Source organism: Halanaerobium sp. ST460_2HS_T2, from assembly GCF_003337665.1.
GTDB classification, from domain to species: Bacteria; Bacillota; Halanaerobiia; order Halanaerobiales; family Halanaerobiaceae; genus Halanaerobium; species Halanaerobium kushneri.
In genome coordinates this window covers 1-23099 of the sequence record NZ_QPJF01000028.1, presented here as the reverse complement: position 1 = coordinate 23099, position 23099 = coordinate 1, and the positions used below count along the sequence as shown (strand labels likewise).

General features: G+C 35.6%; 19 protein-coding genes, 1 tRNA gene and 1 riboswitch. Of the genes, 19 read left to right on the top strand and 1 reads right to left on the bottom strand.

Annotated features, from left to right (window positions below; translation table 11 throughout):
* Positions 1 to 136 precede the first annotated feature (136 nt).
* Entirely contained in the window at positions 137 to 973 is an 837-nt protein-coding gene (locus tag DFR80_RS12560) for a DegV family protein (protein ID WP_114490140.1), read from the top strand.
* Between the two features lie 5 nt (positions 974 to 978).
* Positions 979 to 1054 (top strand) — tRNA-Thr (locus DFR80_RS12555).
* 24 nt (positions 1055 to 1078) lie between these two features.
* Here DFR80_RS12555 and DFR80_RS12550 read toward each other — a convergent pair.
* The gene (locus DFR80_RS12550) at positions 1079 to 1801 is read right to left on the bottom strand and encodes a hypothetical protein (protein WP_076545294.1); all 723 of its coding nucleotides are present in this window, start codon (positions 1799 to 1801) and stop codon (positions 1079 to 1081) included.
* Positions 1802 to 2038: 237 nt separating this feature from the next.
* Between DFR80_RS12550 and modA the strand changes: the two genes are divergently transcribed.
* The 17 genes from modA (at position 2039) to pyrE (ending at position 22914) form a co-directional block, all read left to right on the top strand.
* The gene (modA, locus tag DFR80_RS12545) at positions 2039 to 2824 is read left to right on the top strand and encodes a molybdate ABC transporter substrate-binding protein (RefSeq protein WP_076545293.1); all 786 of its coding nucleotides are present in this window, start codon (positions 2039 to 2041) and stop codon (positions 2822 to 2824) included.
* Positions 2817 to 3680: a molybdenum ABC transporter permease gene (locus tag DFR80_RS12540; protein ID WP_076545292.1), complete on the top strand. Its 864-nt coding sequence runs from the start codon at positions 2817 to 2819 to the stop codon at positions 3678 to 3680. Before modA ends, DFR80_RS12540 begins: the two co-directional genes overlap by 8 nt.
* 233 nt (positions 3681 to 3913) lie before the next feature.
* The gene (locus tag DFR80_RS12535) at positions 3914 to 5050 is read left to right on the top strand and encodes an alanine--glyoxylate aminotransferase family protein (protein WP_076545291.1); all 1137 of its coding nucleotides are present in this window, start codon (positions 3914 to 3916) and stop codon (positions 5048 to 5050) included.
* A riboswitch (Fluoride riboswitch) is annotated at positions 5042 to 5109 on the top strand. (Overlaps the previous gene by 9 nt.)
* Before the next feature lie 109 nt (positions 5110 to 5218).
* Complete coding sequence (locus DFR80_RS12530; protein ID WP_076545290.1) at positions 5219 to 6409, top strand: cation:proton antiporter; 1191 nt, start codon at positions 5219 to 5221, stop codon at positions 6407 to 6409.
* A gap of 253 nt (positions 6410 to 6662) precedes the next feature.
* Positions 6663 to 7094 (top strand): NADH-quinone oxidoreductase subunit NuoE, encoded by a 432-nt coding sequence (gene nuoE, locus DFR80_RS12525; protein WP_076545289.1) that lies wholly within the window; start codon positions 6663 to 6665, stop codon positions 7092 to 7094.
* A gap of 36 nt (positions 7095 to 7130) precedes the next feature.
* Positions 7131 to 8363: an NADH-quinone oxidoreductase subunit F gene (locus tag DFR80_RS12520; RefSeq protein ID WP_076545288.1), complete on the top strand. Its 1233-nt coding sequence runs from the start codon at positions 7131 to 7133 to the stop codon at positions 8361 to 8363.
* Positions 8356 to 10068 carry an NADH-dependent [FeFe] hydrogenase, group A6 gene (locus DFR80_RS12515; RefSeq protein WP_076545287.1) on the top strand — a complete coding sequence of 571 codons (1713 nt, stop codon included), beginning with the start codon at positions 8356 to 8358 and terminating at the stop codon, positions 10066 to 10068. The genes DFR80_RS12520 and DFR80_RS12515 overlap by 8 nt, the downstream gene beginning before the upstream one ends.
* Positions 10069 to 10446: 378 nt before the next feature.
* Positions 10447 to 11520, top strand: coding sequence for a glutamine-hydrolyzing carbamoyl-phosphate synthase small subunit (carA, locus tag DFR80_RS12510; RefSeq protein ID WP_076545286.1), 1074 nt, complete (start codon positions 10447 to 10449; stop codon positions 11518 to 11520).
* Positions 11521 to 11616: 96 nt separating this feature from the next.
* A complete protein-coding gene (gene carB, locus DFR80_RS12505; protein WP_114490139.1) occupies positions 11617 to 14832 on the top strand; it encodes a carbamoyl-phosphate synthase large subunit in 3216 nt (1071 codons plus the stop codon).
* Positions 14833 to 15153: 321 nt separating this feature from the next.
* Positions 15154 to 15693 (top strand): bifunctional pyr operon transcriptional regulator/uracil phosphoribosyltransferase PyrR, encoded by a 540-nt coding sequence (pyrR, locus tag DFR80_RS12500; RefSeq protein ID WP_076545311.1) that lies wholly within the window; start codon positions 15154 to 15156, stop codon positions 15691 to 15693.
* 288 nt (positions 15694 to 15981) lie between these two features.
* Positions 15982 to 17277, top strand: coding sequence for a uracil-xanthine permease family protein (locus tag DFR80_RS12495; RefSeq protein WP_076545284.1), 1296 nt, complete (start codon positions 15982 to 15984; stop codon positions 17275 to 17277).
* A gap of 30 nt (positions 17278 to 17307) precedes the next feature.
* Complete coding sequence (locus tag DFR80_RS12490; protein WP_076545283.1) at positions 17308 to 18249, top strand: aspartate carbamoyltransferase catalytic subunit; 942 nt, start codon at positions 17308 to 17310, stop codon at positions 18247 to 18249.
* Positions 18233 to 19531: a dihydroorotase gene (locus tag DFR80_RS12485; RefSeq protein ID WP_076545282.1), complete on the top strand. Its 1299-nt coding sequence runs from the start codon at positions 18233 to 18235 to the stop codon at positions 19529 to 19531. Before DFR80_RS12490 ends, DFR80_RS12485 begins: the two co-directional genes overlap by 17 nt.
* The gene (gene pyrF, locus DFR80_RS12480; RefSeq protein ID WP_114490138.1) at positions 19515 to 20420 is read left to right on the top strand and encodes an orotidine-5'-phosphate decarboxylase; all 906 of its coding nucleotides are present in this window, start codon (positions 19515 to 19517) and stop codon (positions 20418 to 20420) included. Before DFR80_RS12485 ends, pyrF begins: the two co-directional genes overlap by 17 nt.
* 93 nt (positions 20421 to 20513) lie before the next feature.
* Positions 20514 to 21290 (top strand): dihydroorotate dehydrogenase electron transfer subunit, encoded by a 777-nt coding sequence (locus tag DFR80_RS12475; protein WP_076545280.1) that lies wholly within the window; start codon positions 20514 to 20516, stop codon positions 21288 to 21290.
* On the top strand, positions 21283 to 22260 hold the full coding sequence (locus DFR80_RS12470; protein WP_233493862.1) for a dihydroorotate dehydrogenase: 978 nt from the start codon (positions 21283 to 21285) through the stop codon (positions 22258 to 22260). The genes DFR80_RS12475 and DFR80_RS12470 overlap by 8 nt, the downstream gene beginning before the upstream one ends.
* Before the next feature lie 81 nt (positions 22261 to 22341).
* Positions 22342 to 22914, top strand: a complete 573-nt coding sequence (pyrE, locus tag DFR80_RS12465) for an orotate phosphoribosyltransferase (protein ID WP_114490137.1) — start codon at positions 22342 to 22344, stop codon at positions 22912 to 22914.
* Positions 22915 to 23099: the final 185 nt, after the last annotated feature.

The window sequence follows — 23099 nt, the reverse complement described above, 5'->3', positions numbered from 1 at the left end:
CTATTAACTTAGTCGGGGTTTTTTTATGTTTAATAAAAAAATAATTTATTAGTTGATTTTTGTTTTCAATAAAGATAAAATTATATAATAGATAATCAAATAAAGAAAGTTTAAAAACCAAATATGGAGGTTAATTATGAACTTTAAAATAATAGTTGATAGCTGCTGTGATTTAACAGATGAAATAAGAAATAAATTTGATATCTCGACAGCACCTCTGTCAATAGATATTGGAGATAAACATTTTGTGGATGATGAGAATTTGGACCGTGAGGCTTTGTTAGCTGAAATGCGTAATCATAATCAGGCTCCAAAAACTGCCAGCCCGGGACCGGGTCGTTTTTTAGATTTATATAAAAAATATGAAAATATTTTTGTAGTAACTCTTTCTAAAGAATTGAGCGCAACTTATCAGAATGCTGTTCTGGCAAAAAATATGCTAGTTGAAGAGTCTGAAAATAAATTTATTAAGGTATTTAATTCTTTTAGTGCTTCAGTCGGAGAAACAATGATTGCTTATAAACTGGGAGAGTTAATTGAATCTGGTTTAAAAAAAGGGGAAATTATAGAAAAAACTGAAGAATATATTGCAGGGATGCAGACATTATTTGTTTTAGATTCTCTTGATAACCTCATTAAAGCGGGAAGAATGGGAAAATTAAAAGGGAAAATAGCTTCTTTTTTTAATATTAAACCAGTTTTAGGTGCAACTCCGGAAGGTACAATAACTCTTGTTGATAAAGCCCGGGGAAGTAAAAGAGCAATTAGAAAATTGGTAGATAAAATTGGAGAAAAAGGGGAAAAACTAGAAGAAAAAGTTCTCGGAATTGCTCACTGCAATGCTCTAGAGAAAGCAGAATATATTAAAAAACAGGCTGCTCAAAAATATAATTTTAGAAAGATTATTATCTTAGAAACAGCTGGGATTAGCACAGTCTATGCTAATGAAGGTGGGATAGTTATAGCATTTTAGAAAAAGCCGGTGTAGCTCAAATGGTAGAGCAGTGGTATCGTAAACCGAAGGCTGCAGGTTCAAGTCCTGTCATCGGCTCCATATATAAATTTTAAACAGATTATTTTATTCTTTCCAGGCTTCTACCAGTTTTGTCAGCCCCTGAAGGAAAAAACCACCTGCCACCCAGTAGTATACAAGTTCTGGATTGGAAATAATTAAGATTCCTACAATAATATATATTAATCCAGAAAATACTAAACTAACTTTGCTAGTTTTATCAGCTTTGTTTGCCAATTTATCCACCCCCAGAACAAAAGCATTTGAATTATAATGTTTTAATATTTTGTTTTTAGGATTAAATTCGCCAAGATGTGACCGCAGGTCTTTCCAAAAATCTGGAAAGAATATTATATTTAAAAATATTCCACCAAGTAATAAACTAAGGAGATAAGTTGAACTATTCCAGTAATTTCCCCAACTTAAAAGCAATCCAATTTCATCCATAAATAAACCAAGACCAATACCATAAATTAGAGCATTATCCCTCTGGTCAATAAATTGTGTCCTGGTTATAGAAAACCAACCTGCCAGAGCAATTAATGCAATTCCAATATACAGGTGATGAATATGATAACCAAAAAGTATAATATTGGAACCTATATAAAACTTTATATCACCAGTCTTAGCAGCATTGGATGCTGCACTACCTGCAGAACCAGCTATCATTACAGCCAGTCTAATTAATAAAAAGCTTAAAAGATAAGAGCTGCTGATAATGAAGGGAATTGACTTATCATTTTCTTGTTGAACTTTTTGAAAGTTTTCCTGACTATTAATTGGAATCACCTCCAGAGAACTAATTTACTTAAGTATAGGAAAAACAGGCATTTATTGCAAGTTCTTAAGCTGGGTTAATAGGATATTTTGTCTTTATAATAATTTTGATTTTTACAAAATAGAGGATAATTATTGTTGATCAAGAATATACATAAATAGAGAAATAATTCTGGAAATTGAATATATTTTTAAATTCGTTATGTGAGGTTGGGTATAACGGGTTAATTTTTAATGAGGTGGAGCCGGATGGCAAAGAAAAAGATAATTATATTAATTATTTTAATTATATTTATTTTGACTACAGAAGTAACTGCTGTTTCAACATTTAGAATAATGGCAGCTTCCAGTTTGCAGGAACCTTTAAATGAGATAAAAGATAAATTTGAGGCAGAAAGCAGAGATTATAGCTTGGAAATTAATTATGCAGGAAGTCAGATGCTTTTCAGTCAAATAAAAATGGGAGTAGATTTTGATCTCTTTTTATCTGCAAACTATAATTATTTAAATCAGTTATCCCGTGAAAATATAATAGCAAAAGAAACGATTTTTGCCAGAAATGAATTGATTATTATAATAAATTCTCAAAATGAGAAAATAAATAATCTGGAACAATTAATAAGCAGTGATTATTCTTTACTGCTTGCTGATAGATCTGTTCCTGTTGGCGATTATACCGGCAAAATGATCAAAAACTTTTTAGATTCAATTGCTGATCCAAAAATTAGACAAAAAATTAAAACAGACTTTAATTCTTCAATAGTTTCCAGAGAATTTGATGTAAAAAGTGTATTGAACAAAGTTAAACTGGGAGCAGCTGATGCAGGGATTGTCTATTTAAGTGATTATAATGATGATCAGGATTTATATCGAGTTAAAATCCCTGCAAAATATAATATAGAAGCAAAATATTATATGGGATTAAGTTATAATTCTACATCAGGATCAGAAAAAGTTTATAATTATATTTTAAGTAATGCAGCACAAAAAATATTTTCAAAATATAATTTTAAGAGAGTGAAAACAAATGAGTAAGGATTTAGTTCTGGATACAGAAAATCAAAAAAGAAAACAGCAAAGAATTTCTTTATTTCCACCGGATTATTTTTCGAAGCCTGAGAAATTTACCTTTTCCGATGAGTTATTAATTTTGATCCCTGCAGTTTTAAGTATCCTCTTTATTTCACTCATAATTCTTTCTTTATTTGTAGAAAGTTCAGCTGCAGAAATTATCAGCATATTTAAAAGTATGGATATTTTATCAGCTTTTAAAATTACTTTTTTGTCATTAAGTATTTCAGCTCTATTAACAATTGTTTTAGGGGTCCCATTTAGTTATTTTAGCAGTCGTAAAAATAGAAATATAAATAAAGTGATAAATATAGTCATCAGTCTTCCACTACTGCTTCCTCCAAGTATTACTGGCCTGGCTTTACTATTAACTTTTGGCAGCAGAGGAATTTTATCTAAACTGACTGACAACCTGGCTTTTACCTTTACAGCTTTAATCATTGTTCAGGTATTTGTTATGCTGCCTCTATTTATTCATACTTTAAAAAACTCTTTTGCAGCAGTTAATAAAAATATAATTGAGGCTGCTCTAGTTGAAGGAGCTGCCGAAAAAGATCTGTTATTTAAAGTATATTTACCTCTGAGTGGGAGAGGATTTATTACTGCGTTAATTATTTCTGTCCTTAGAGCTGCTGGGGAATTTGGAGCAACAATTATTTTTGCTGGCAATATGAGCGGTAAAACTCAAACACTAACTACAGCTATTTATAGTCTTAGTCAGACCAATATAACTCAGGCAATCGCACTGGCTGTTATTATGTTGAGTGCTTTTTTGCTTCCTTTGTTTTTGCTTGAGTTTAAGATAAGGGAAAAAACATAAAATTACTGGCGGAGAAAATTTAATATTTAGTCTGAAAGTTCAAACTGGCTATTTTTACTGCAAAATATTAAAATTTGATTAATACTTCAAAAAAAGAGTTTGTAGTTCCTATTTAACTATAATCACTTTAAATCAGAAATGTTAGGGCTATTTCTTTCAATAATTAGCTTGACAATCTCCTATAAAAAGTTATAAAATCTATATTAGACCGTAAAATTGTGGGAGTGATTTTTGTGAGTGATTTATTAATAATGACACCCGGTCCAACTGAGGTCAGCGAAGAAGTTAGACGGGCGATGAGCCGCAAAATTACCAACCCGGATCTTGATCCTGATTTTTTTGATTTTTACCTGGATGTTAGTTCAAAACTGCAGCAGATATTAAGGACAAAAAATGATGTGATTATTATGAGTGGGGAGGGAATTTTAGGCCTTGAGTCTGCCTGTGCTTCTCTAATTGAGCCCGGGGATAGAGTTTTAGTCCTGGACAATGGAATCTTTGGCAGAGGCTTTGCAGATTTTGCTGATCTTTATGGGGCAGAGGTTATAAGATGGGAATTCCCCTATAATAAAGAGATTGATATCGATAAATTAGAAGCAAAGCTGGCAGAGGAACATGATTTTAAATTTGCTACCTTTGTTCACTGTGAAACTCCTACTGGGGTAATAAATAATGCTGAAGCAATCACCAGTTTATTAAATGAATATAATATTTTATCAGTTGTAGATTCTGTTTCTGCAATTGGTGGTGTACCTATTGAAGTAGATAACTGGGGAATTGATATAATACTCGGTGGTTCGCAAAAGTGTCTTTCTGTACCACCAGGACTTACTTTTATGAGTGTTAGTGATGCAGCCTGGGAGGCAGTTAATAACCGAAAAACAGCTGTTAGAGGTTATTATACTAATTTACAGCTCTGGCAGAATTGGTATGAAGAAAAATATTTTCCCTATACTCAGGCAGTTAGTGATATTTATGCTCTGGATGCTGCTTTAAATAAGTGGCTGGCAGATAAAGAAGTATTTAAGCGTCACAGTAAAATTGCCAGTGCAGTCAGACATGCTATCAAGGAATCTAATTTAAATTTATATGCTGAAAATGGTTATTCTGACACAGTGACTGCAATTGAAATACCAGAAGGTATAAGTTATCAGGAATTAAATCAGCTGATGACAGAAAGTCATAATGTAATGATTGCAGCTTCTCTAGGAGAGTTTGAAGATAAATTAATTCGGATTGGTCATATGGGAGAAAATTGTTACGAAGAAAAACTTTACAGAACTTTAAAAGCATTTGACCACAGTTTAAGAGAACTAGGTTTTGGGTTAAATGTTGAATTACATAAAATTTTTGTAAATAAAATGAATTAAGGGGATGGAGCTCCCCCTTTAACCACTGTTAAATAGCAGTTGATGGCTCCTATCTTTTTAGGGTTTACCCTATCTAGATAGGGGCCTTTTTTTATTGCATTTGTTACCAGTTATTTAAAAATTATTTCTAAGCATAGGCTACAAAAGATTAAGAGAGGAGAGATTACTTTGGCTTTAAGTTTAGCTTTAATTATATTATTTGCTTTATTATTTGGTAGATTTTTTGATCGTTTAAAATTACCCGCTCTGCTGGGAATGTTGTTAATTGGAATTTTGTTGGGGCCATATGGTTTTGATCTGATAAGCCAGGATATTTTAAACATATCTTCGGATTTAAGAATGATTGCTTTAATAGTAATTTTAATTAGAGCAGGACTGGGAATTGAAAAAGAAACTCTAAAAAAAGTTGGTGTTCCGGCAGTAAAATTGAGTTTTATTCCCGGTTTAATGGAGGGAGCAGCTGTTATTTTAGCTGCTGTTTATTTTTTGAATTTTGAATTTGTGGAAGCGGGTATTCTGGCTTTTATAATTGCAGCTGTTTCCCCAGCTGTAGTTGTGCCTCAGATGTTAGCTTTAATTGATCAGGGGAAAGGTGCAGATAAAGGAATTCCCACTTTAGTCTTAACAGGTGCTTCGGTTGACGATGTTGTAGCAATTACAATATTTTCTGCATTTTTAAGTATTTATGGTGGACAACAGATTAATATATTCAGACAGATTTTAAATGTACCGGTTGCCATTTTGTTGGGGATTATTCTGGGAACAGCTATTGCTTTATTTTTAATCTATATTTTTAAAAAATATCATATTCGTGATACAAAAAAAGCACTTTTGATTTTAAGTTTTGGTATTTTAATGAATTCTTTGGAAAATTTACTGGATGGAATTATTCCAATTGCTACTTTATTAGGTATAATGGTAATTGGCTTTGTAATTCAGGAACGCTATTCTATTTTAGGAAAAAGACTATCATCTAAATTTAATAAAATTTGGGTTTTTGCAGAACTAATGTTATTTGTTTTAATTGGGGCTGAAGTTAATGTTCAGCTTGCCCTTGAATCAGGTTTATTAGGCTTAATTATTATTGCAATAGGTTTAAGTGCTAGGTCTATTGGAGTTTTTATCTCTCTTGCAGGAACACAGCTCAATTTAAAGGAAAGAGTTTTTTGTGTACTGGCCTATACCCCTAAAGCTACAGTTCAGGCAGCAATAGGAGCTATTCCACTTGCAGCTGGTGTGGCTTCTGGAGATCTAATTCTGGCTCTGGCCGTTTTATCGATTGTTGTTACAGCACCGCTGGGGGCGGTTGCAATTAAAACTGCTGGTAGTCACTGGTTAAAAGCCGATTCTAATTTATAAGTTGCTATCTCAAACTTCGCACTTGCCAAAAGATTCTTAGAGTGCTAAGTTTGAGTTTATTATTAAGATAATAGTTAATTTTCAATTTTTTTATATTTAACCAAGTTAATAACATTTGCTTATAATGGTTGAGATGTGATATTATTAACTTAGAGAAATTTGGATTAAAGGTACCTTGTGAGTACAATAGTCTGAAAATTCATGAAAGTATAACAAAATTAGTTAAATTTATCACAAAAAGGAGGGGGATTAAATGAATGAAGTTAAATCTTTATTTTACCGGGAGAGTCTTTTAGAAAAATTGCATGAAATTCAAAACAGTTATGGTTATATTCCAGAAATTGAGATTGAAAATCTGGCAGAAAAATATATGCTGCCGAGAGCCAATGTATATGGTGTTATATCTTTTTATTCTATGTTTTATACTGAACCAACAGGTAAATATATAATTAGAATTTGTGATAGTATATCCTGTCATCTTAATCAATCTGATTCTGTTTTAAATGCTGTAAAATCTTTTCTAAATTTAGAAAGCCATCAGACTACAGAAGATAAAAAATTCACCCTGGAAATAGTAGAGTGTCTGGGCCACTGTGGTGAAGGTCCTGTCATGATGGTTAATAATAAAATATATAAAAAAGTGAATAAAAACACGGCTCTTGAAATTTTAAATAACTGCTTATAATTATTTGATTTGTAATCCTCATTAAGGAGTGAGATTATGATACAGGAAAAATTATATCTAAAAGGTGATAAGTTACTGGATATATACGGTTATGAATTTAAGGCAATAAAAAATGCCCTAAAGTTGGGCAGAGAAAATACAATCAAGAAAGTCAAAGAGTCAGAGTTAAAGGGCCGGGGTGGAGCTGGTTTTCCAACAGGAATCAAATGGGAAATGGCAGCAGATATTAAGGCTGAACAAAAATTTATTGTCTGTAATGGTGATGAAGGTGAACCGGGAACATTTAAGGATAGATATCTTTTAGAAGAGAGACCACTTAAAGTTCTAGAAGGAATTATGATTGCAGCTTATGCTGTGGGAGCAGATAAAGCATATATTTATATTCGGGGTGAATATTCAAAAGCAATAGATGTTTTTTTAAAAACAATTGAAGCTGCAAGGAAAGAAAAAATTTTAGATGATTATTTTGAGGGTAGTGACTTTAAATTAGAATTAAAATTAATCAGAGGTGCAGGGGCATATGTCTGTGGTGATGAGACTTCATTAATAAATTCCATTGAGGGAAAACGAGGTCGTTCAAGGATTAAACCACCTTACCCAATTGAAAAAGGTCTATATAATCAGCCAACAGTAGTAAATAATGTTGAAAGTCTATGCTGTACTGCAGAGATTTTGAACCCTGATTCTGAAGAATTTTCTCAACTTGGTATTAAGGGGAGTCGGGGAACAAAACTTCTGTGTTTAAGTGGTGATTTGAATAAACCTGGCTTGTACGAAGTTGAGTTTGCCAGCGTCACTTTAAAAGAAATTATTTATGACCTGGGTGGAGGTTTAAAAGAAGGAGAAAATTTAAGATTTGTCATACCTGGCGGAATTTCAACTGCAATAATTAAATCTGAAAATTTAGATTTTCCCTACAGCTATCAGGATTTTGAAAAACGAGGAAATAGTCTTGGCTCTGGTGCAGTTATCGCAGTCAGTAAAAAGCATGACTTATTAGATCTAATGTTAAATGTATCTAGATTCTATATGGATGAAACCTGTGGAACCTGTTTCCCCTGTCGTGAAGGAAATAGACAGATTAATAAAATACTCAAATCATTTAAAAATGATGGTAAAAAAATAGATGCGGAATTAGTTTCGGATATTGGTAATACAATTAGACTGGCAGCTCGCTGTGGACTGGGGCAATCTTCTCTTAATTTTATAATTTCAGTTATTGAAAATTATCAAACTGATTTAGAGATTGGAGGTAAATTATATGCTTAGGACAGAAATTGATGGAATTAAGATAGATCTGGACGAAAAGATGAGTATTTTGGAGGCAGCAAAAAAAGCAAAAATAAATATCCCGACTCTCTGTTATGAAGATGGTCTATCAATTTATGGAGGCTGCAGATTATGTGTTGTGGAGGTTGAAGGAGAGGAACTACTAAAACCTGCCTGTGCAACTGAAATTAAAGCTGGAATGAAAATTAAAACTCACTCTAAAAAGGTTAGAGAACTGAGGAAAAACTTATTTGAATTAATTATTGCAACTCATAATATTGACTGCCAATTAAATTGTTTAACCTGCAGTCGAGCCAGCAACTGCGAATTAAAGGAAATTGCTGAAGATATAGGAGTTTCAAAAATGAGATTGGAGCCAATAAAACGTGGTGATAGTGTTGATAATTCCAGTTATGCCGTTATTAGAGAACCCGAAAAATGTATAAGCTGTAATCGCTGTATTAGAAAATGTGAGGAAATTCAGAGTATTGGTATATTTACCACAGCCAATAGGGGACCGGAAACTGTTGTTACCACCTTTAAAAATAGAGGTCTGGGAAATGTCGAATGTACAAACTGTGGCCAGTGTATTCTTTCGTGTCCTACAGGAGCTTTACACGAACTTTATCAGAAAGATATTGTTTTAGATATTTTAAATGATGAGAGCAAACATGTAGTAGTTCAGACTGCTCCTGCAGTAAGAATTGCAATCTCGGAACCTTTTTCTAATCAGGCGGGAGATATAGCTACAGGCCAACTGATTACAGCTTTAAAAAGACTTGGTTTTGATGCAGTTTTTGATACAAATTTTACTGCTGATTTAACTATCATGGAAGAAGGAACAGAATTAATTGAGAGAATCAAAAGTGGTCACAGATTGCCGCTTTTTACTTCCTGTAGTCCAGGTTGGATTAAGTTTATTGAACATTTTTATCCTGAATATCTGGATAACCTTTCTTCAGCCAAATCTCCTCAACAGATGTTTGGAGCTTTAGCAAAATCATATTATGCTAGAGAAAAGGGAATAGATCCTGAAAATATAGTTGTTGTTTCTGTTATGCCCTGTACAGCTAAGAAATTTGAGGCTAAACGTGAAGAAATGGCCGGAGATGTAGATTATGTTCTAACTACCAGGGAACTGGCTTCAATGATTAAATCAGCCGGGATTGATTTTCTTAATTTAGAAAAAAGCGAATATGACGAGTTGTTGGGAGTTTCTTCTGGTGCAGCAGATATTTTTGGAACTACTGGTGGAGTTATGGAGGCTGCTCTTAGAACTGCTGCAGAAATTATTACAGGTACTGAACTTAAAAAAATTGAATTTGAAAAGCTAAGAGGTTTAGAAGGAATTAAAAAAGCTGAAATAGAAATTGATGGTTTAAAATTAAAGGCTGCAGTTGCAAATGGTTTGGGTAATGCTCGTAAAATAATGGAAATGATTAAAGCAGGCGAAGAATTTGACTTTATAGAGTTTATGGCCTGTCCCGGAGGTTGTATGGGTGGCGGTGGTCAGCCTATCTCCTGTGATGATAATATATTAGAAAAAAGACAGAAAGCGCTTTATAAAATAGATAAAAATAAAAAATTAAGAAAATCGCACGAAAATCCTTATATTAAAAAATTATATGATAGTTATTTAGAAAACCCGGGCAGCGAAATAGCCCACAAACTGCTGCATACTAAATATAAAGCAAGAAAAATTTAAATTTAATTACAAATGAGTTCTTAAAGTTAAATTTAAATTAATTTTAAAATAATTAATTTTCTAAATCTTAGTTTCTCTATTGACAGCATTATTTTTTAATGGTAAACTATATCACAATAATAAAAGAATAGAACTTCCTTTTAAATCAGTCCAGAGAGGCTGGCAAAGGTATTTAAAGTTAACTCTAATTAAATTTGAGGTGGGGCTAACTATATCATTTTTGACCTTCAAACCATTCTTTCTGGTGAGAGGGTTTTATTTTTATCAATAAACTTTAGTAGTTTACTTTAAAAGTGTGTTAAAGAATCAAAGTAGTAAAGTAAAATTACTAAAATCAAAGCAATGATTCTAGTAAAAGAAAAAAGTGGAGGTAGTTAAATGAAAAAAGCAAAACTTGTTCTAGAAGAAGGGAGTATTTTCGCAGGAAAACTTTTTGGTGCTGAAAAAGATAGTGCTGGAGAAATAGTTTTTAATACCAGCATGACTGGTTATCAGGAAATCCTTACTGATCCTTCCTATAAAGGAGAAATAGTATGTATGACTTATCCTTTAATAGGTAATTATGGTATTAACGAAGACGACTTCGAATCTTTTAAATCCCATGTTAATGGTTTTATAGTTAGGGAATTTGCTGAGGAACCAGAAAACTGGCGTTTACAAAAGAGACTTGAAAAATACTTAAAAGAAAATGGAATTACAGCAATTAGCGGCATAGATACCAGAGCTCTGACTAAAATACTGCGACGACAGGGAACAATGCGTGGAATCATAACTACTGAAAATTTAAGTAACGATAAATTAATAGCTAAAGCAAAAAAAGCACCCGGGTTATCCGGTAGAGATTTAGTTTCAATGGTCAGCCGAAAGACAGTAGAAAAGTTCGGAACCCAAAATAAGTATCGAGTAGTTTTAGTAGACTGTGGAGCTAAAAATAATATTAAGGACTCACTGCTGGAGCGTAACTGTGAAGTTATTATAGTGCCTGCCAGTACTACAGCCCAGAAAATTTTAAATTATAAACCGGATGGAGTAATGTTCTCCAATGGACCTGGTGATCCGGAAGATGCTGACTATGTTTCTGAGACCATAAAGGAACTTTTAGGAGAAGTCCCGATTTTTGGAATTTGTCTTGGGCATCAGCTTTTGGGTAGGGCCTGTGGTGCAGAAACATATAAATTGAAGTTTGGTCACCGGGGAGCAAATCATCCGGTTAAAGATTTGAGCGGCAATCGAGTCTATATAACTTCCCAAAATCATGGTTTTGCAATTAAAGAAGAGTCGCTAGCAGAGCTTGATTTAGAGCTGACTCATATTAATGTTAATGATGGTACAGTTGAAGGCTTTAAACACCAGAAATATCCTGCTTTTTCAGTTCAGTACCATCCAGAAGCTTCTCCGGGGCCCGAAGATTCACACTATTTATTTGATCAATTTGTTGAAATGATGCGCTGATTGTAAACTTATGTTTTCGGGTGATTTGCAATATTTTCAGTTGAATATTCTAATATTTTATTGCAGACAAATTTTAAAAAATTTAGGGAGGAAAAGATGCCGAAAAGAGAAGATATTAATAAAGTTATGGTTATTGGTTCAGGACCAATTATTATCGGACAGGCAGCAGAGTTTGATTATTCTGGTAGTCAGGCCTGTCGGGCTCTGAAAGAAGAAGGTTTAGAAGTTGTTTTAGTCAACAGTAACCCTGCTACAATAATGACAGATGAGAATATGGCAGACCGTGTATATATAGAACCCTTAACTGTTGAAAGTATAATAGAAATTTTAAAAAAGGAAAACCCAGATGGATTAATTCCTACTCTGGGAGGTCAGATTGCGCTAAATTTAGCTATCGATCTTGCCGAAACAAATATTTTAGAAGATTTGAATGTAGAACTTTTAGGTACTCCAATTGAGACCATTGAGAAGGCAGAAGACAGAAATACTTTTAAGAAGTTAATGAATGAAATTGGAGAACCAATATTAGATAGTAAAATTGCAGAAAATATTGATCAGGCAGCTGAAATTGCAGCTGGGATTGGATATCCTGTTATTGTGCGACCGGCCTATACTATGGGAGGTACCGGTGGTGGAGTTGCAGATAATTTGGAAGAATTAAAAGAAATTACAGCCCGGGGATTTAAACACAGTTTAATAGGTCAGGTTTTAATAGAAAAAAGTATTAAAGGCTGGAAAGAAATTGAATATGAAGTAATGCGAGATAAAAATGATAACTGTATAGTTGTCTGTAATATGGAAAATTTTGATCCGGTTGGAGTTCACACTGGTGATAGTATTGTTGTTGCTCCCAGTCAGACTCTAACAGATAAAGAATATCAGATGTTTAGAAGTTCTGCTTTAAAGATTATTAGAGCTCTTGGAATCGAAGGCGGGTGTAATGTTCAGTATGCACTTGATCCGGAGAGTTTTCAGTATTATATAATTGAAGTTAATCCTCGTGTTAGCCGTTCCAGTGCCCTGGCTTCCAAAGCAACCGGTTATCCGATTGCTAAAGTTTCAGCCAGAATTGCTTTAGGTTACAGCCTGGATGAAATAGAAAATGCAATCACAGGTAAAACAACTGCCTGTTTTGAGCCAGCATTGGATTATGTAGTATTTAAGATACCACGCTGGCCTTTTGATAAATTTCATTATGCTGACCGAGATCTGGGGACTCAAATGAAGGCAACCGGTGAAGTAATGGCTATTGAACGTAACTTAGAAGCTTCTATGCTAAAAGCAGTTCGTTCTCTGGAGATTGGTCGTTATGGATTTTATTTAGAAGAGTTTAGAAAGATGACGGATTCGGAAATCAGAGAAGCTTTATTTAAAGCAGATGATAATCGACTTTTTGTGATTGCAGAAGCTTTACGGCGGGGTTGGTCAGTAGATAAAGTACATCAAATTACAGAGATCAGTACTTTTTTTCTACACAAACTAAATAATATTATTAATCTGGAATATAAGCTGGATGCAAATAAAAATAAGATAGAATCGGAAAGAGAACTCCTAAAATGGGCTAAAGAAATAGGGTTTTCAGATTCTGAAATTGCACTTATAACTGAAAAGTCGGAAGAGGAAATAAAAGTTATCCGTGATCAGCTTAATTTAAAACCAGTTTATAAAATGGTTGATACCTGTGCGGCAGAATTTGAAGCAGAAACCCCTTATTATTATTCTTCGTATGAGAAAGTTAATGAAGCGGAACCAACTGAAAAGAAGAAAGTTATGGTTATCGGTTCAGGACCAATTAGAATTGGTCAGGGTATTGAATTTGATTATTGCAGTGTTCATTCTGCCTGGACTTTAAATGAAGAAGGTTATGAGTCGATTATTGTTAATAATAATCCGGAGACTGTAAGTACAGATTTTGATACTTCAGATAGATTGTATTTTGAACCTTTAACTAAAGAAAATATAATGCATATCATTGATAATGAAAAACCAGAAGGAGTAATCTGCCAGTTTGGTGGGCAGACAGCAGTTAACCTGGCTGAGCCGCTGGCAGAAGCTGGAGTTGAAATATTAGGGACCTCAGTTGATTCTATTGATCTGGCAGAAGACCGGGATCGTTTTATTGGACTTTTAAATGAGCTTGATATTCCTGTACCAGCAGGTGAGGTTGCTGCTTCACTAACGGAAGCAGAGAAAATAGCTGCAGAGATTGGTTATCCAGTGCTGGTTAGACCATCTTATGTACTCGGTGGTCGGGCAATGGAGGTTGTATATAATGCAAAAGAGTTAGAAGAATATATGAAAAATGCAGTTAAAGTTTCACCTGATAGACCTGTACTGGTAGATAAATATCTGACTGGAACTGAAATTGAGATTGATGCCATTTCTGATGGTGAAACAGTGATTGTACCTGGCATAATGGAGCATGTAGAAAGAGCGGGTGTCCATTCCGGTGATAGTATTGCTGTTTATCCTCCTCATCGTCTGACAGAGAATTTAAAAGAAAAAGCTGTCGAATATACAGAAAAAATATCAAGAGCACTTAATGTTAAAGGAGTCGTTAATATTCAGTATGTTGTTAGCGAGGGGAAAATTTATGTAATTGAAGTTAATCCCCGTTCAAGCCGGACAATACCTTATTTAAGTAAGGTGACTGGAGTACCAATGGTTGACCTGGCAACAAAGGCTCTGCTGGGCAAAAAACTTAAAGATCTGGGCTGGGAAAGCGGTCTGGTGCCTGAGAAGTCTCATTTTGCAGTCAAAGTTCCAGTTTTTTCTTTTTCTAAATTAACTCAGGTTGATACTAATCTGGGGCCTGAGATGAAATCAACCGGAGAAGTTCTGGGTCTGGCTGACAGCTATGAGAAAGCACTTTATAAAGGCTTGATAGGAGCCGGTCTAGAAATTCCTCGACAGGGAACTATTCTGGCCACAATAGCAGATAAGGATAAAGATGAGGCGGTAGAGTATATTAAAGATTTTGCAGAGCTTGGTTTTAAAATCGCAGCTACTGAAGGAACAGCTGCTGCTTTAAATGAAAAAGGTCTTAAAGTAGAAATAGTAAAGAAATTGGGAGATGGTTCACCTGATTCGCTGGAGTTAATTTCTGATGATCAGATTGATCTGGTAATTAATACTCTGACAAAAGGAAAGATTCCAGAAAGAGATGGTTTTAAGATCAGAAGATCAGCAGTAGAAATGGGAATTCCTTGCCTTACTTCACTGGATACCACTCGAGCTATGCTCAAGGTCTTAAAGGAAATTGAGCATGGTGAAAGAATAGAATATAAAGCTTTACAGGATTATCAGAAGTAAATAAATATAACTATACCGGGGGCAGAATCAATTATTTTCAGCACCCGGTATTTTTATTTTTAGATTTATACTTTCATTCACTATAACCAGGTCCAAAACTCTCATTTTATACCTGGTTCAGAAATTAACCCTTGACTTAAAATCTTGATTCTGATAAGATAAATTCAAATAAGATAATTGTTCTTTAAATTAGTCCAGAGAGGCTAGTAAGGGAAAATATAAATTTTAGCAACCTTCTTACTATGCCGTGAGAAGGTTATTTTTTTGCCGCTAGAAAATATTCTCCCCACAAAGGAGGTAATTTTTTTGGATAAGTCAGAGATGGTAGTCAAAAAAGAGCTGATTGATTCAGCCGCAATGGGCAGAGCTATCACCAGAATTGCTCATGAGATTTTAGAAAAAAATAAGGGTACTGAGGATCTGGTTTTAATTGGAATCAGAACCAGAGGGGTACCACTTGCCGAAAGACTGGCAGCAAAGATTGAGGAAATTGAGGGAATTGAAGTTAAAACCGGTATTTTAGATATCACCCTTTACCGGGATGATCTCTCTACTGTTGCTCAGCAGCCAATTGTGCACCGGACAGAAATACCTTTTGATATCACCGGGAAAAAGGTTGTACTGGTTGATGATGTGCTTTATACAGGTCGAACTGTCAGAGCAGCCTTAGATGCCTTAATTGATCTGGGCAGACCGCTGCAGATTCAGCTGGCAATTATGATTGACCGCGGTCACCGTGAGCTGCCGATTAGAGCAGATTTTGTCGGTAAAAATCTTCCAACATCTAAAACTGAAGTTGTAGATGTTAATTTTAAAGAAATTGATGAGAAAGATGCAGTCTTATTGCTGGAAAAAAGCTAGAATAAAAATAATTAAATATCGTATCCTTTAAATTGGTCCAGAGAGGCCGGTAAGGAATAGAAGCTCGAACTGTGTTTGGCTAAAAGTTTAGATTTAAAACGGCCAGCAAAGTAGGGCAGCTGCTAAAAGATTTCAACTCCTTATCAGGCTCAAACTGGTAGGGAGTTTTTTTAATAGCTTAAGTTATTAGTCAAAGCAAGTTAAATCAAAGAGGGAATTAGACAAATATTTTTCGAAATTTGATCAAAAAAGTTTTTCAATAATTTTATAACATCCAGGAGGTATAAAATGAAAATTTTAGCACAGAGTAAAGAAAATTTAAATCAATTAGAAAAAGATGGGATTACAAAACACCGACTATTTATACTGGCACTTCAACATATGTTTGCGATGTTTGGATCTACAGTTTTAGTACCAGCACTGACAGGCTTAAACCCGGCAGTTGCACTTTTCACCTCAGGGCTTGGTACTTTGATTTTTCATTTAGTTACAAAAGGAAAAGTACCTGCATATTTAGGCTCTTCATTTGCTTTTATCGGGCCAATAATTGCAGCTCAAGAACAGTTTGGTAGAGATGGTGCAATGCTTGGAATTGTAACTGCCGGTCTTGTATATATTCTGATGTCAGCGGTGATCAGAATGCTGGGAACAGACTTTTTTCGAAAACTTCTGCCTCCTGTAGTAGTTGGACCGGTAATTATAACAATTGGGCTTGGTCTTGCACCAACAGCGAAAGATATGGCTTCAGAACATCTATTAGTTGCGGCTGTAACTCTTGCAATTGCAGTTGGAGTTAGTGTTTTTGCCAAAGGAATAGTTAAGGTAATACCAATTTTACTCGGAATCATTGGTGGTTATGCATTTGCAGCCTTCTCAGGTCTGGTGGATTTCACACCGGTAATGGAAGCTTCCTGGTTTGCTTTTCCAAAATTCGCACTACCAGCTGTAGAAGGAAATTTAAAAGCGATTTCTTTAATAGCTCCAATTGCCCTAGTTACAATGGTTGAGCATCTGGGTGATGTTGTAGCAATTGGTTCAACTGTCAAAAAAGATTTTGTAGCTGAACCTGGTCTGCACAGAACTCTCTTGGGAGACGGAGTTGCAACTCTGGCTGCCGGACTTTTTGGTGGACCACCAAATACAACTTATGGAGAAAATGTTGGGGTTTTAGCTTTAACAAAAGTATATAACCCAATGATTATTCAGCTGACTGCAGTCATAGTAATTTTGACTTCCTTTGTTCAGAAAATCGGGGTCCTAATCAGAACAATCCCTACAGCAGTAATGGGAGGAATTGTCTTCCTGCTCTTTGGCATGATTGCCTCTATCGGACTTAGAACCTTAGTTGAAAACAATGTTGATTTATCTAAAAATAGAAACTTAGTGATTGTCTCTGTAACTCTGGTAGTGGGAATTTCAAATCTGACTTTAAGTTTTGCCGGTCTGGAATTTGGCGGCATGGGACTGGCAGCAATTGTTGGGATTGTTATGAACCTGATTTTACCTGAAATTGAAAAAGATGAATCAGAAATTACAGAAGAAGAATTAGAAATCAATTCGGAGTTAAGATATGAAGCTAATTAAAAAAGTGAATAACGGGCAGGAGGTAATTGAATGTCATTAAAAAGGAAAGATTTTTTAGGCCTTTATGATGTGTCAGCAGAAGAAATTAACCAGATTCTTGATACTGCAGTGGCTATGAAAGATATTCTGACCAGAACAGTTAAAAAAGTACCCACCCTGCGGGGGAAAACAGTAATCAATTTATTTTATGAACCTTCAACAAGAACCAAATTTTCTTTTAATCTTGCAGCCAAAAGACTTAGTGCAGATGTAATGAGTATTTCTAAATCTTCAAGCAGTATTGCAAAGGGGGAAAGCCTGCTTGATACAGCCAAAACTATGGAAGTTATGGGAGCTGATGTAGTAGTAATTAGACATAGTGCTCCCGGAGCAGCTAAGTTTTTGGCGGATAATATTTCGGCAAGTGTATTAAATGCAGGAGATGGGGCTCATGCCCATCCAACTCAGGCTCTGCTTGATATCTACAGTATTAAAGAAAAGTTGGGAGAGATTGCTGGACTGAAAGTTTTAATTGTAGGAGATATTGCTCACAGTCGGGTGGCTCGATCTAATATCTGGGGGTTGAATAAACTGGGAGCTGAAGTTGCAGTTGCCGGTCCTCAGACTTTAATCCCCAGAGAAATCGAAAAAATGGGAGTTAAGGTTTATTCTGATCTTGATCAGGCGCTGGAGAATGTAGATGTAGTTAATATTTTAAGGATTCAGATGGAAAGACAGGAAAGCGGACTTTTTCCTTCAATCAGAGAATACAGAGAGATTTATGGAATGAATGCAGAACGTCTGGAAAGGATCGGAAAAAAAGCAATGATCATGCATCCGGGCCCAATGAATCGAGGTATAGAAATTGAGAGCTCAGTTGCCGACAGCCCCCAATCTGTAATCACTGAACAGGTCAAAAACGGTGTAGCAATCAGAATGGCACTGCTTTATCTGCTGGCCGGGAGGGAGATAGATAATGAAGACCTTAATTAAAAATGGAAGAGTTTATGATTCAAAAAATGGACTTGAAGGTAAATATGATATCTTAATTGAGGGCAATAAGATTTTTGCAGTAGAAAAAGAAATCAAAGATCAGGGATATCAAATTATAGATGCTGAAGGTAAAATAATTATTCCAGCTCTGATTGATATGCACACTCATTTAAGGGAGCCCGGTTATGAAGAAAAAGAAACAGTTAAGACCGGCTGTGAGGCAGCAGCGGCAGGGGGTTTTTCAGCAGTGGCAGCGATGCCCAATACAAAACCAATTGCTGATAATCCAGCGGTAGTTGAGCATTTAAAATTAAAATCTGAAAAGGCAGCAGTTAGAGTCTATCCAATTGGAAGTATTACTCAGGACAGTAAGGGAGAGGTGCTTTCAGAGATAGGAACTCTAGCAAAAACTGGAGTTAAGGCGCTTTCTGATGACGGCAACCCGGTCATGAATTCGGAAATTATGCGGAGAGCAATGGAATATGCTTCAGCCTTTGATCTGCCGGTGATTGATCACTGTGAAGATGAAAATTTATCTCAGGATGGAGTAATGCACGAAGGCTATCACTCTACAATTTTTGGCCTGAAGGGGATTCCGGCAGCAGCAGAAGAGATCATGGTGGCTCGAGATATAGTTCTGGCTGAAATGACAGGAATTCACCTCCACATCGCCCACCTGAGTACAGAGGGCAGTTTGAATCTGGTAAAGGAAGCAAAGGCCAGAGGAGTTAATGTGACCTTTGAAGTAACACCACATCACCTACTTTTGACTGATCAGGCAGTTGAAGATTATAATCCGGATACTAAAGTTCACCCTCCACTGCGCTCAGAAAGAGATAAAAATGTACTGGTTGAGGCTTTAAAGGCTGGACAAATTGATGTGCTGGCTACAGATCATGCCCCTCATACTTATGAAGATAAATTAGGTGAGTTTGACTATGCAGCATTTGGAATTTCGGGTCTGGAAACAGCACTTGGACTTTTATATTATAACTTTATTAAGACCGGAATCATTGACTGGAATGACCTGCTTAGAATGTATTATTATAAGCCGGGTGAGATATTAAAGATTGAATCTGAAGGCCTGAAACAGGGATCCAGAGCAGATTTCTTAATTTTCAATCCCGAACGAGAGTGGACAGTTGATAAAAACAAATTTAAATCTAAAGGAAAAAATACTCCATTTGCCGGCTGGAACTTAAAAGGAAAAAATGAAATTACCTTTGTCGGTGGTAAAATGGTTTATGATGACCGGGGAGGCAAAAATGAAATACTTTATTGATCAGCTGCAGCAGAAAATTGAAGAGAAAGATTCCAGAATTTGTGTCGGACTGGATCCTCATCTTAATCTGCTGCCGGAAAATGTACTGGCAGCTGAATTACTGGAAGATCTGGAAGCAAATCAGAAAGAAATTGCAGCAGCTGTTTTAACTTTTAACAAAAATATTATTGATGCAGTGGCTGATATGACAGCGGTAGTGAAACCACAGATGGCATTTTACGAAAAACTTGGAATACCGGGGATGGAAACTCTTTGGCAGACAATGGCCTATGCTAAAACTAAAGACTTGATTGTACTGCTGGATGGTAAAAGAAATGATATCGGCTCAACAGCGGGTGCCTATGCAGAAGCCTATCTTGAAAATAAAAAGACAGAGATAGATTCGATAACAATCAATCCCTATTTAGGTAGTGATGGAATTCTTCCATTTTTGCGGAATAAGGAGCGGGGAGCATTTGCTCTTTTAAGAACTTCAAATCCTTCGGCAGTTGAACTTCAGGATCTTAAGCTTGCTGACGGAAGAACCGTTTATCAGGCAGTCGGAGATTTTCTGAGGGATCTGGGTAGTGATTATCTTGGTGAATGTGGTTATTCAAATCTGGCAGCAGTGGTCGGAGCAACCTATCCGAAAGAGCTGAAAGAAATTAGAGCCCAGCTGGATTCTGTATTTTTCTTAATTCCCGGGTTTGGTGCTCAGGGTGGGGGCGCGGCAGATATTAAGGCAGGTTTTGATAGTTATGGTAGAGGTGCAGTTGTTAATTCTTCGCGCGGAATTAATTTCGCCTATCGTAAAGAAGAATATGCTCACTTTGGAGCAGATAATTATGCTAAAGCAGCAAGAGCAGCTGCTGAAAAAATGAAAAAAGAAATCAATGAGGTTTTGAGATAGCAAGAAATGGTAGGTGCTTAGTATTTAGGTAGGTGCTTAGTATCTAGAAATAATTTCTAGATACTTGGTATCAGCATTCCAAAGGAGGAGTTTATGTTTAAAATTATTGCTAATAGAGAGGTTGGACCCGGTATTTTTCAGCTTGTTCTGAATTATGATCAGCTGCCACAGAAGCCGGAGCCGGGACAGTTTTTTAATATCAAAGTCAGTCAATCTGGAAGTGATGACCCACTTTTGAGAAGACCGTTTAGTATTTTTGATTTTGATGCAGCCGAAAAAAAGGTGGAGTTTATCTATCGAGTTGTTGGTAAGGGAACTAAAATACTTTCTGAATTAGAAGCCGAGACTGAACTTGATCTACTGGGACCTCTCGGAAGTCCATTTTCTCTAAATAAAAACAAAGGTAATGTACACTTAATTGGTGGAGGAATGGGCATAGCTCCTTTATACTATCTATCAAAAGAGTTAAAAAGCAGCAATCAAAAAGTATATCTGGGAGCAGCAAATAAAGCCGAACTAGAATTTTTTGAAGAAAAATTTAAAGGGTTGGGAGTAGAATTGCATCTGGCTGCAATGGAAGAAAAACTTGAGATTAAAGGTTCAGCCCTTGTTCTCTGGTTAAATTATCTGGAAAAAAACACTCCGGATTATGTCTACACCTGTGGACCCGAAAAAATGCTGGTTGCTGTTGAACGAGAATGCCTTAAAAATAATATAGGTGGTGAGCTTTCTATAGAAAAAAGAATGGGCTGTGGAATTGGAGTATGTTTATCCTGCAGTTGTGAGACAAAAGCAGAAGACCAGAAAAATAAGAGAGCCTGTGTGGAAGGTCCAGTTTTTGGATTGGGGGAGGTAGTACTTAGTGCCTGAAAAGCAATCAAAACTTGAACAAAAAATAACTAAAGCAGAATTAAATTTATCTGTAGTAATGCAGTCACAACAAAAAAGCAAGCAAAATAATTTAAATTTAAAAAATCCTTTGATTACTGCATCGGGAACTTGTGGTAATGGTCAAGAACTTGCAAACTTTTATGATATTAACCAACTTGGTGCTTTTACAACTAAAGGGATCACAGTTAAAGCCCAGTCTGGAAACCGAACTCCCCGAATAGCTGAAACATCAGCAGGAATTATTAATTCAATTGGTTTAGAAAATCCTGGAGTAGAGAATTTTATTCTCGAGGTACTGCCAGAAACTAAAGAATATACTCTGCCTATTCTGGCAAATATTTCTGGTTACAGTGAGCAGGATTTTGAAGTTCTGGCCGAGAAATTAGAAGGAAGAGAAGAACTTGCTGGAATTGAAGTCAATCTTTCCTGCCCTAATATTAAAGGTGGAGGTATGATTTTTGGGACTGAGCCGGAGAAAGTCTATCAGATAACTAAAAAAGTGAGAGAAATTTATTCAGGCTATATTATTGTTAAGTTGACTCCAAATATTACTGACATTACAACTACTGCTCTGGCTGCCGAAGCAGCAGGAGCTGATGCAGTAGCTATGATCAATACTCTTTCGGCAATGAAGATTGATATTGAAGCCCAGAAACCTCTTTTAGCTAATACTTTTGGTGGCCTTTCGGGGCCAGCAGTGCGACCGATAGCAGTAAAAATGGTTTATCAAACATTTAAAAAAATAGATATTCCCATTTTAGGGCTGGGCGGAGTTAAGAATGGCAGTGATGTAATTGAATTTATGCTTGCTGGAGCGACAGCAGTTGGAATTGGAACGATTAATATGACTGATCCAGCGGCAGGACCAAGAATAATAAAAGAGGTAGAAGAATATATGCTCAAACATCAGATTAAAGATTTAAGCTCAATTATTGGGACAGCCCATTAATTATAAAAAATTGGTATTAATTAGCTGGAAAATTTAATTAAAATTTATATTCTTTCAAATTTATCATCAGGAGTGGGTTAAATGACTAAAGCAGAAATTAGAAAATTATTGGTTGAGACAGATGTGATCCAGGAAGGCCACTTTGTTTTGAGTTCAGGCCGTCATGCTGATATTTATATGCAGTGTGCTAAGGTTTTACAGTATCCTGAACATGCAGCAATACTGGCTGCTGAGATTGCAAAAAAATGGGAAGATGAGCAGATTGATGTGGTCATTGGACCGGCACTGGGAGGGGTTGTATTATCTTATGCAGTAGCAGAAGAACTCGGTGTCCGCTCAATTTTTAGTGAGCGCAAAAATGGAGAGATGAAGATCAGGCGTGGTTTTGAATTAAAACCTGGGGAAAAGGTGTTGGTTGTAGAAGATGTTGTGACAACTGGTGGTTCTGTCAAAGAAGTGCTGGCAGTTCTAGAAGGACTCGATGTAGATATAATAGGTTTGAGTTCCATAGTTGACCGCAGTAATGGTCAGGTTGATTTTAACTATGATTTTAAGGCCCTGCTTCCGATCGATATTAAATCATATAAAGCTGGTCAGTGCAAACTTTGCAAACAGGGTGTTGCTATTACTCGACCAGGCAGTAAAGAAAAATAAAATATTCGTAAAAAGATAAAGAGGTATTATTTTAGCTCCCGAAAAGTAGGGAGCTTTTTATTTGCAATTTAATTGATAAATCTTTATAATTAAGCGAATTTCATAATACGCTTAATTTAGTTTAATTCAAAAAAATATTGTCTGCGAATCATAAAAATAAGCCTTTTAACTTGAATTTGAAGATT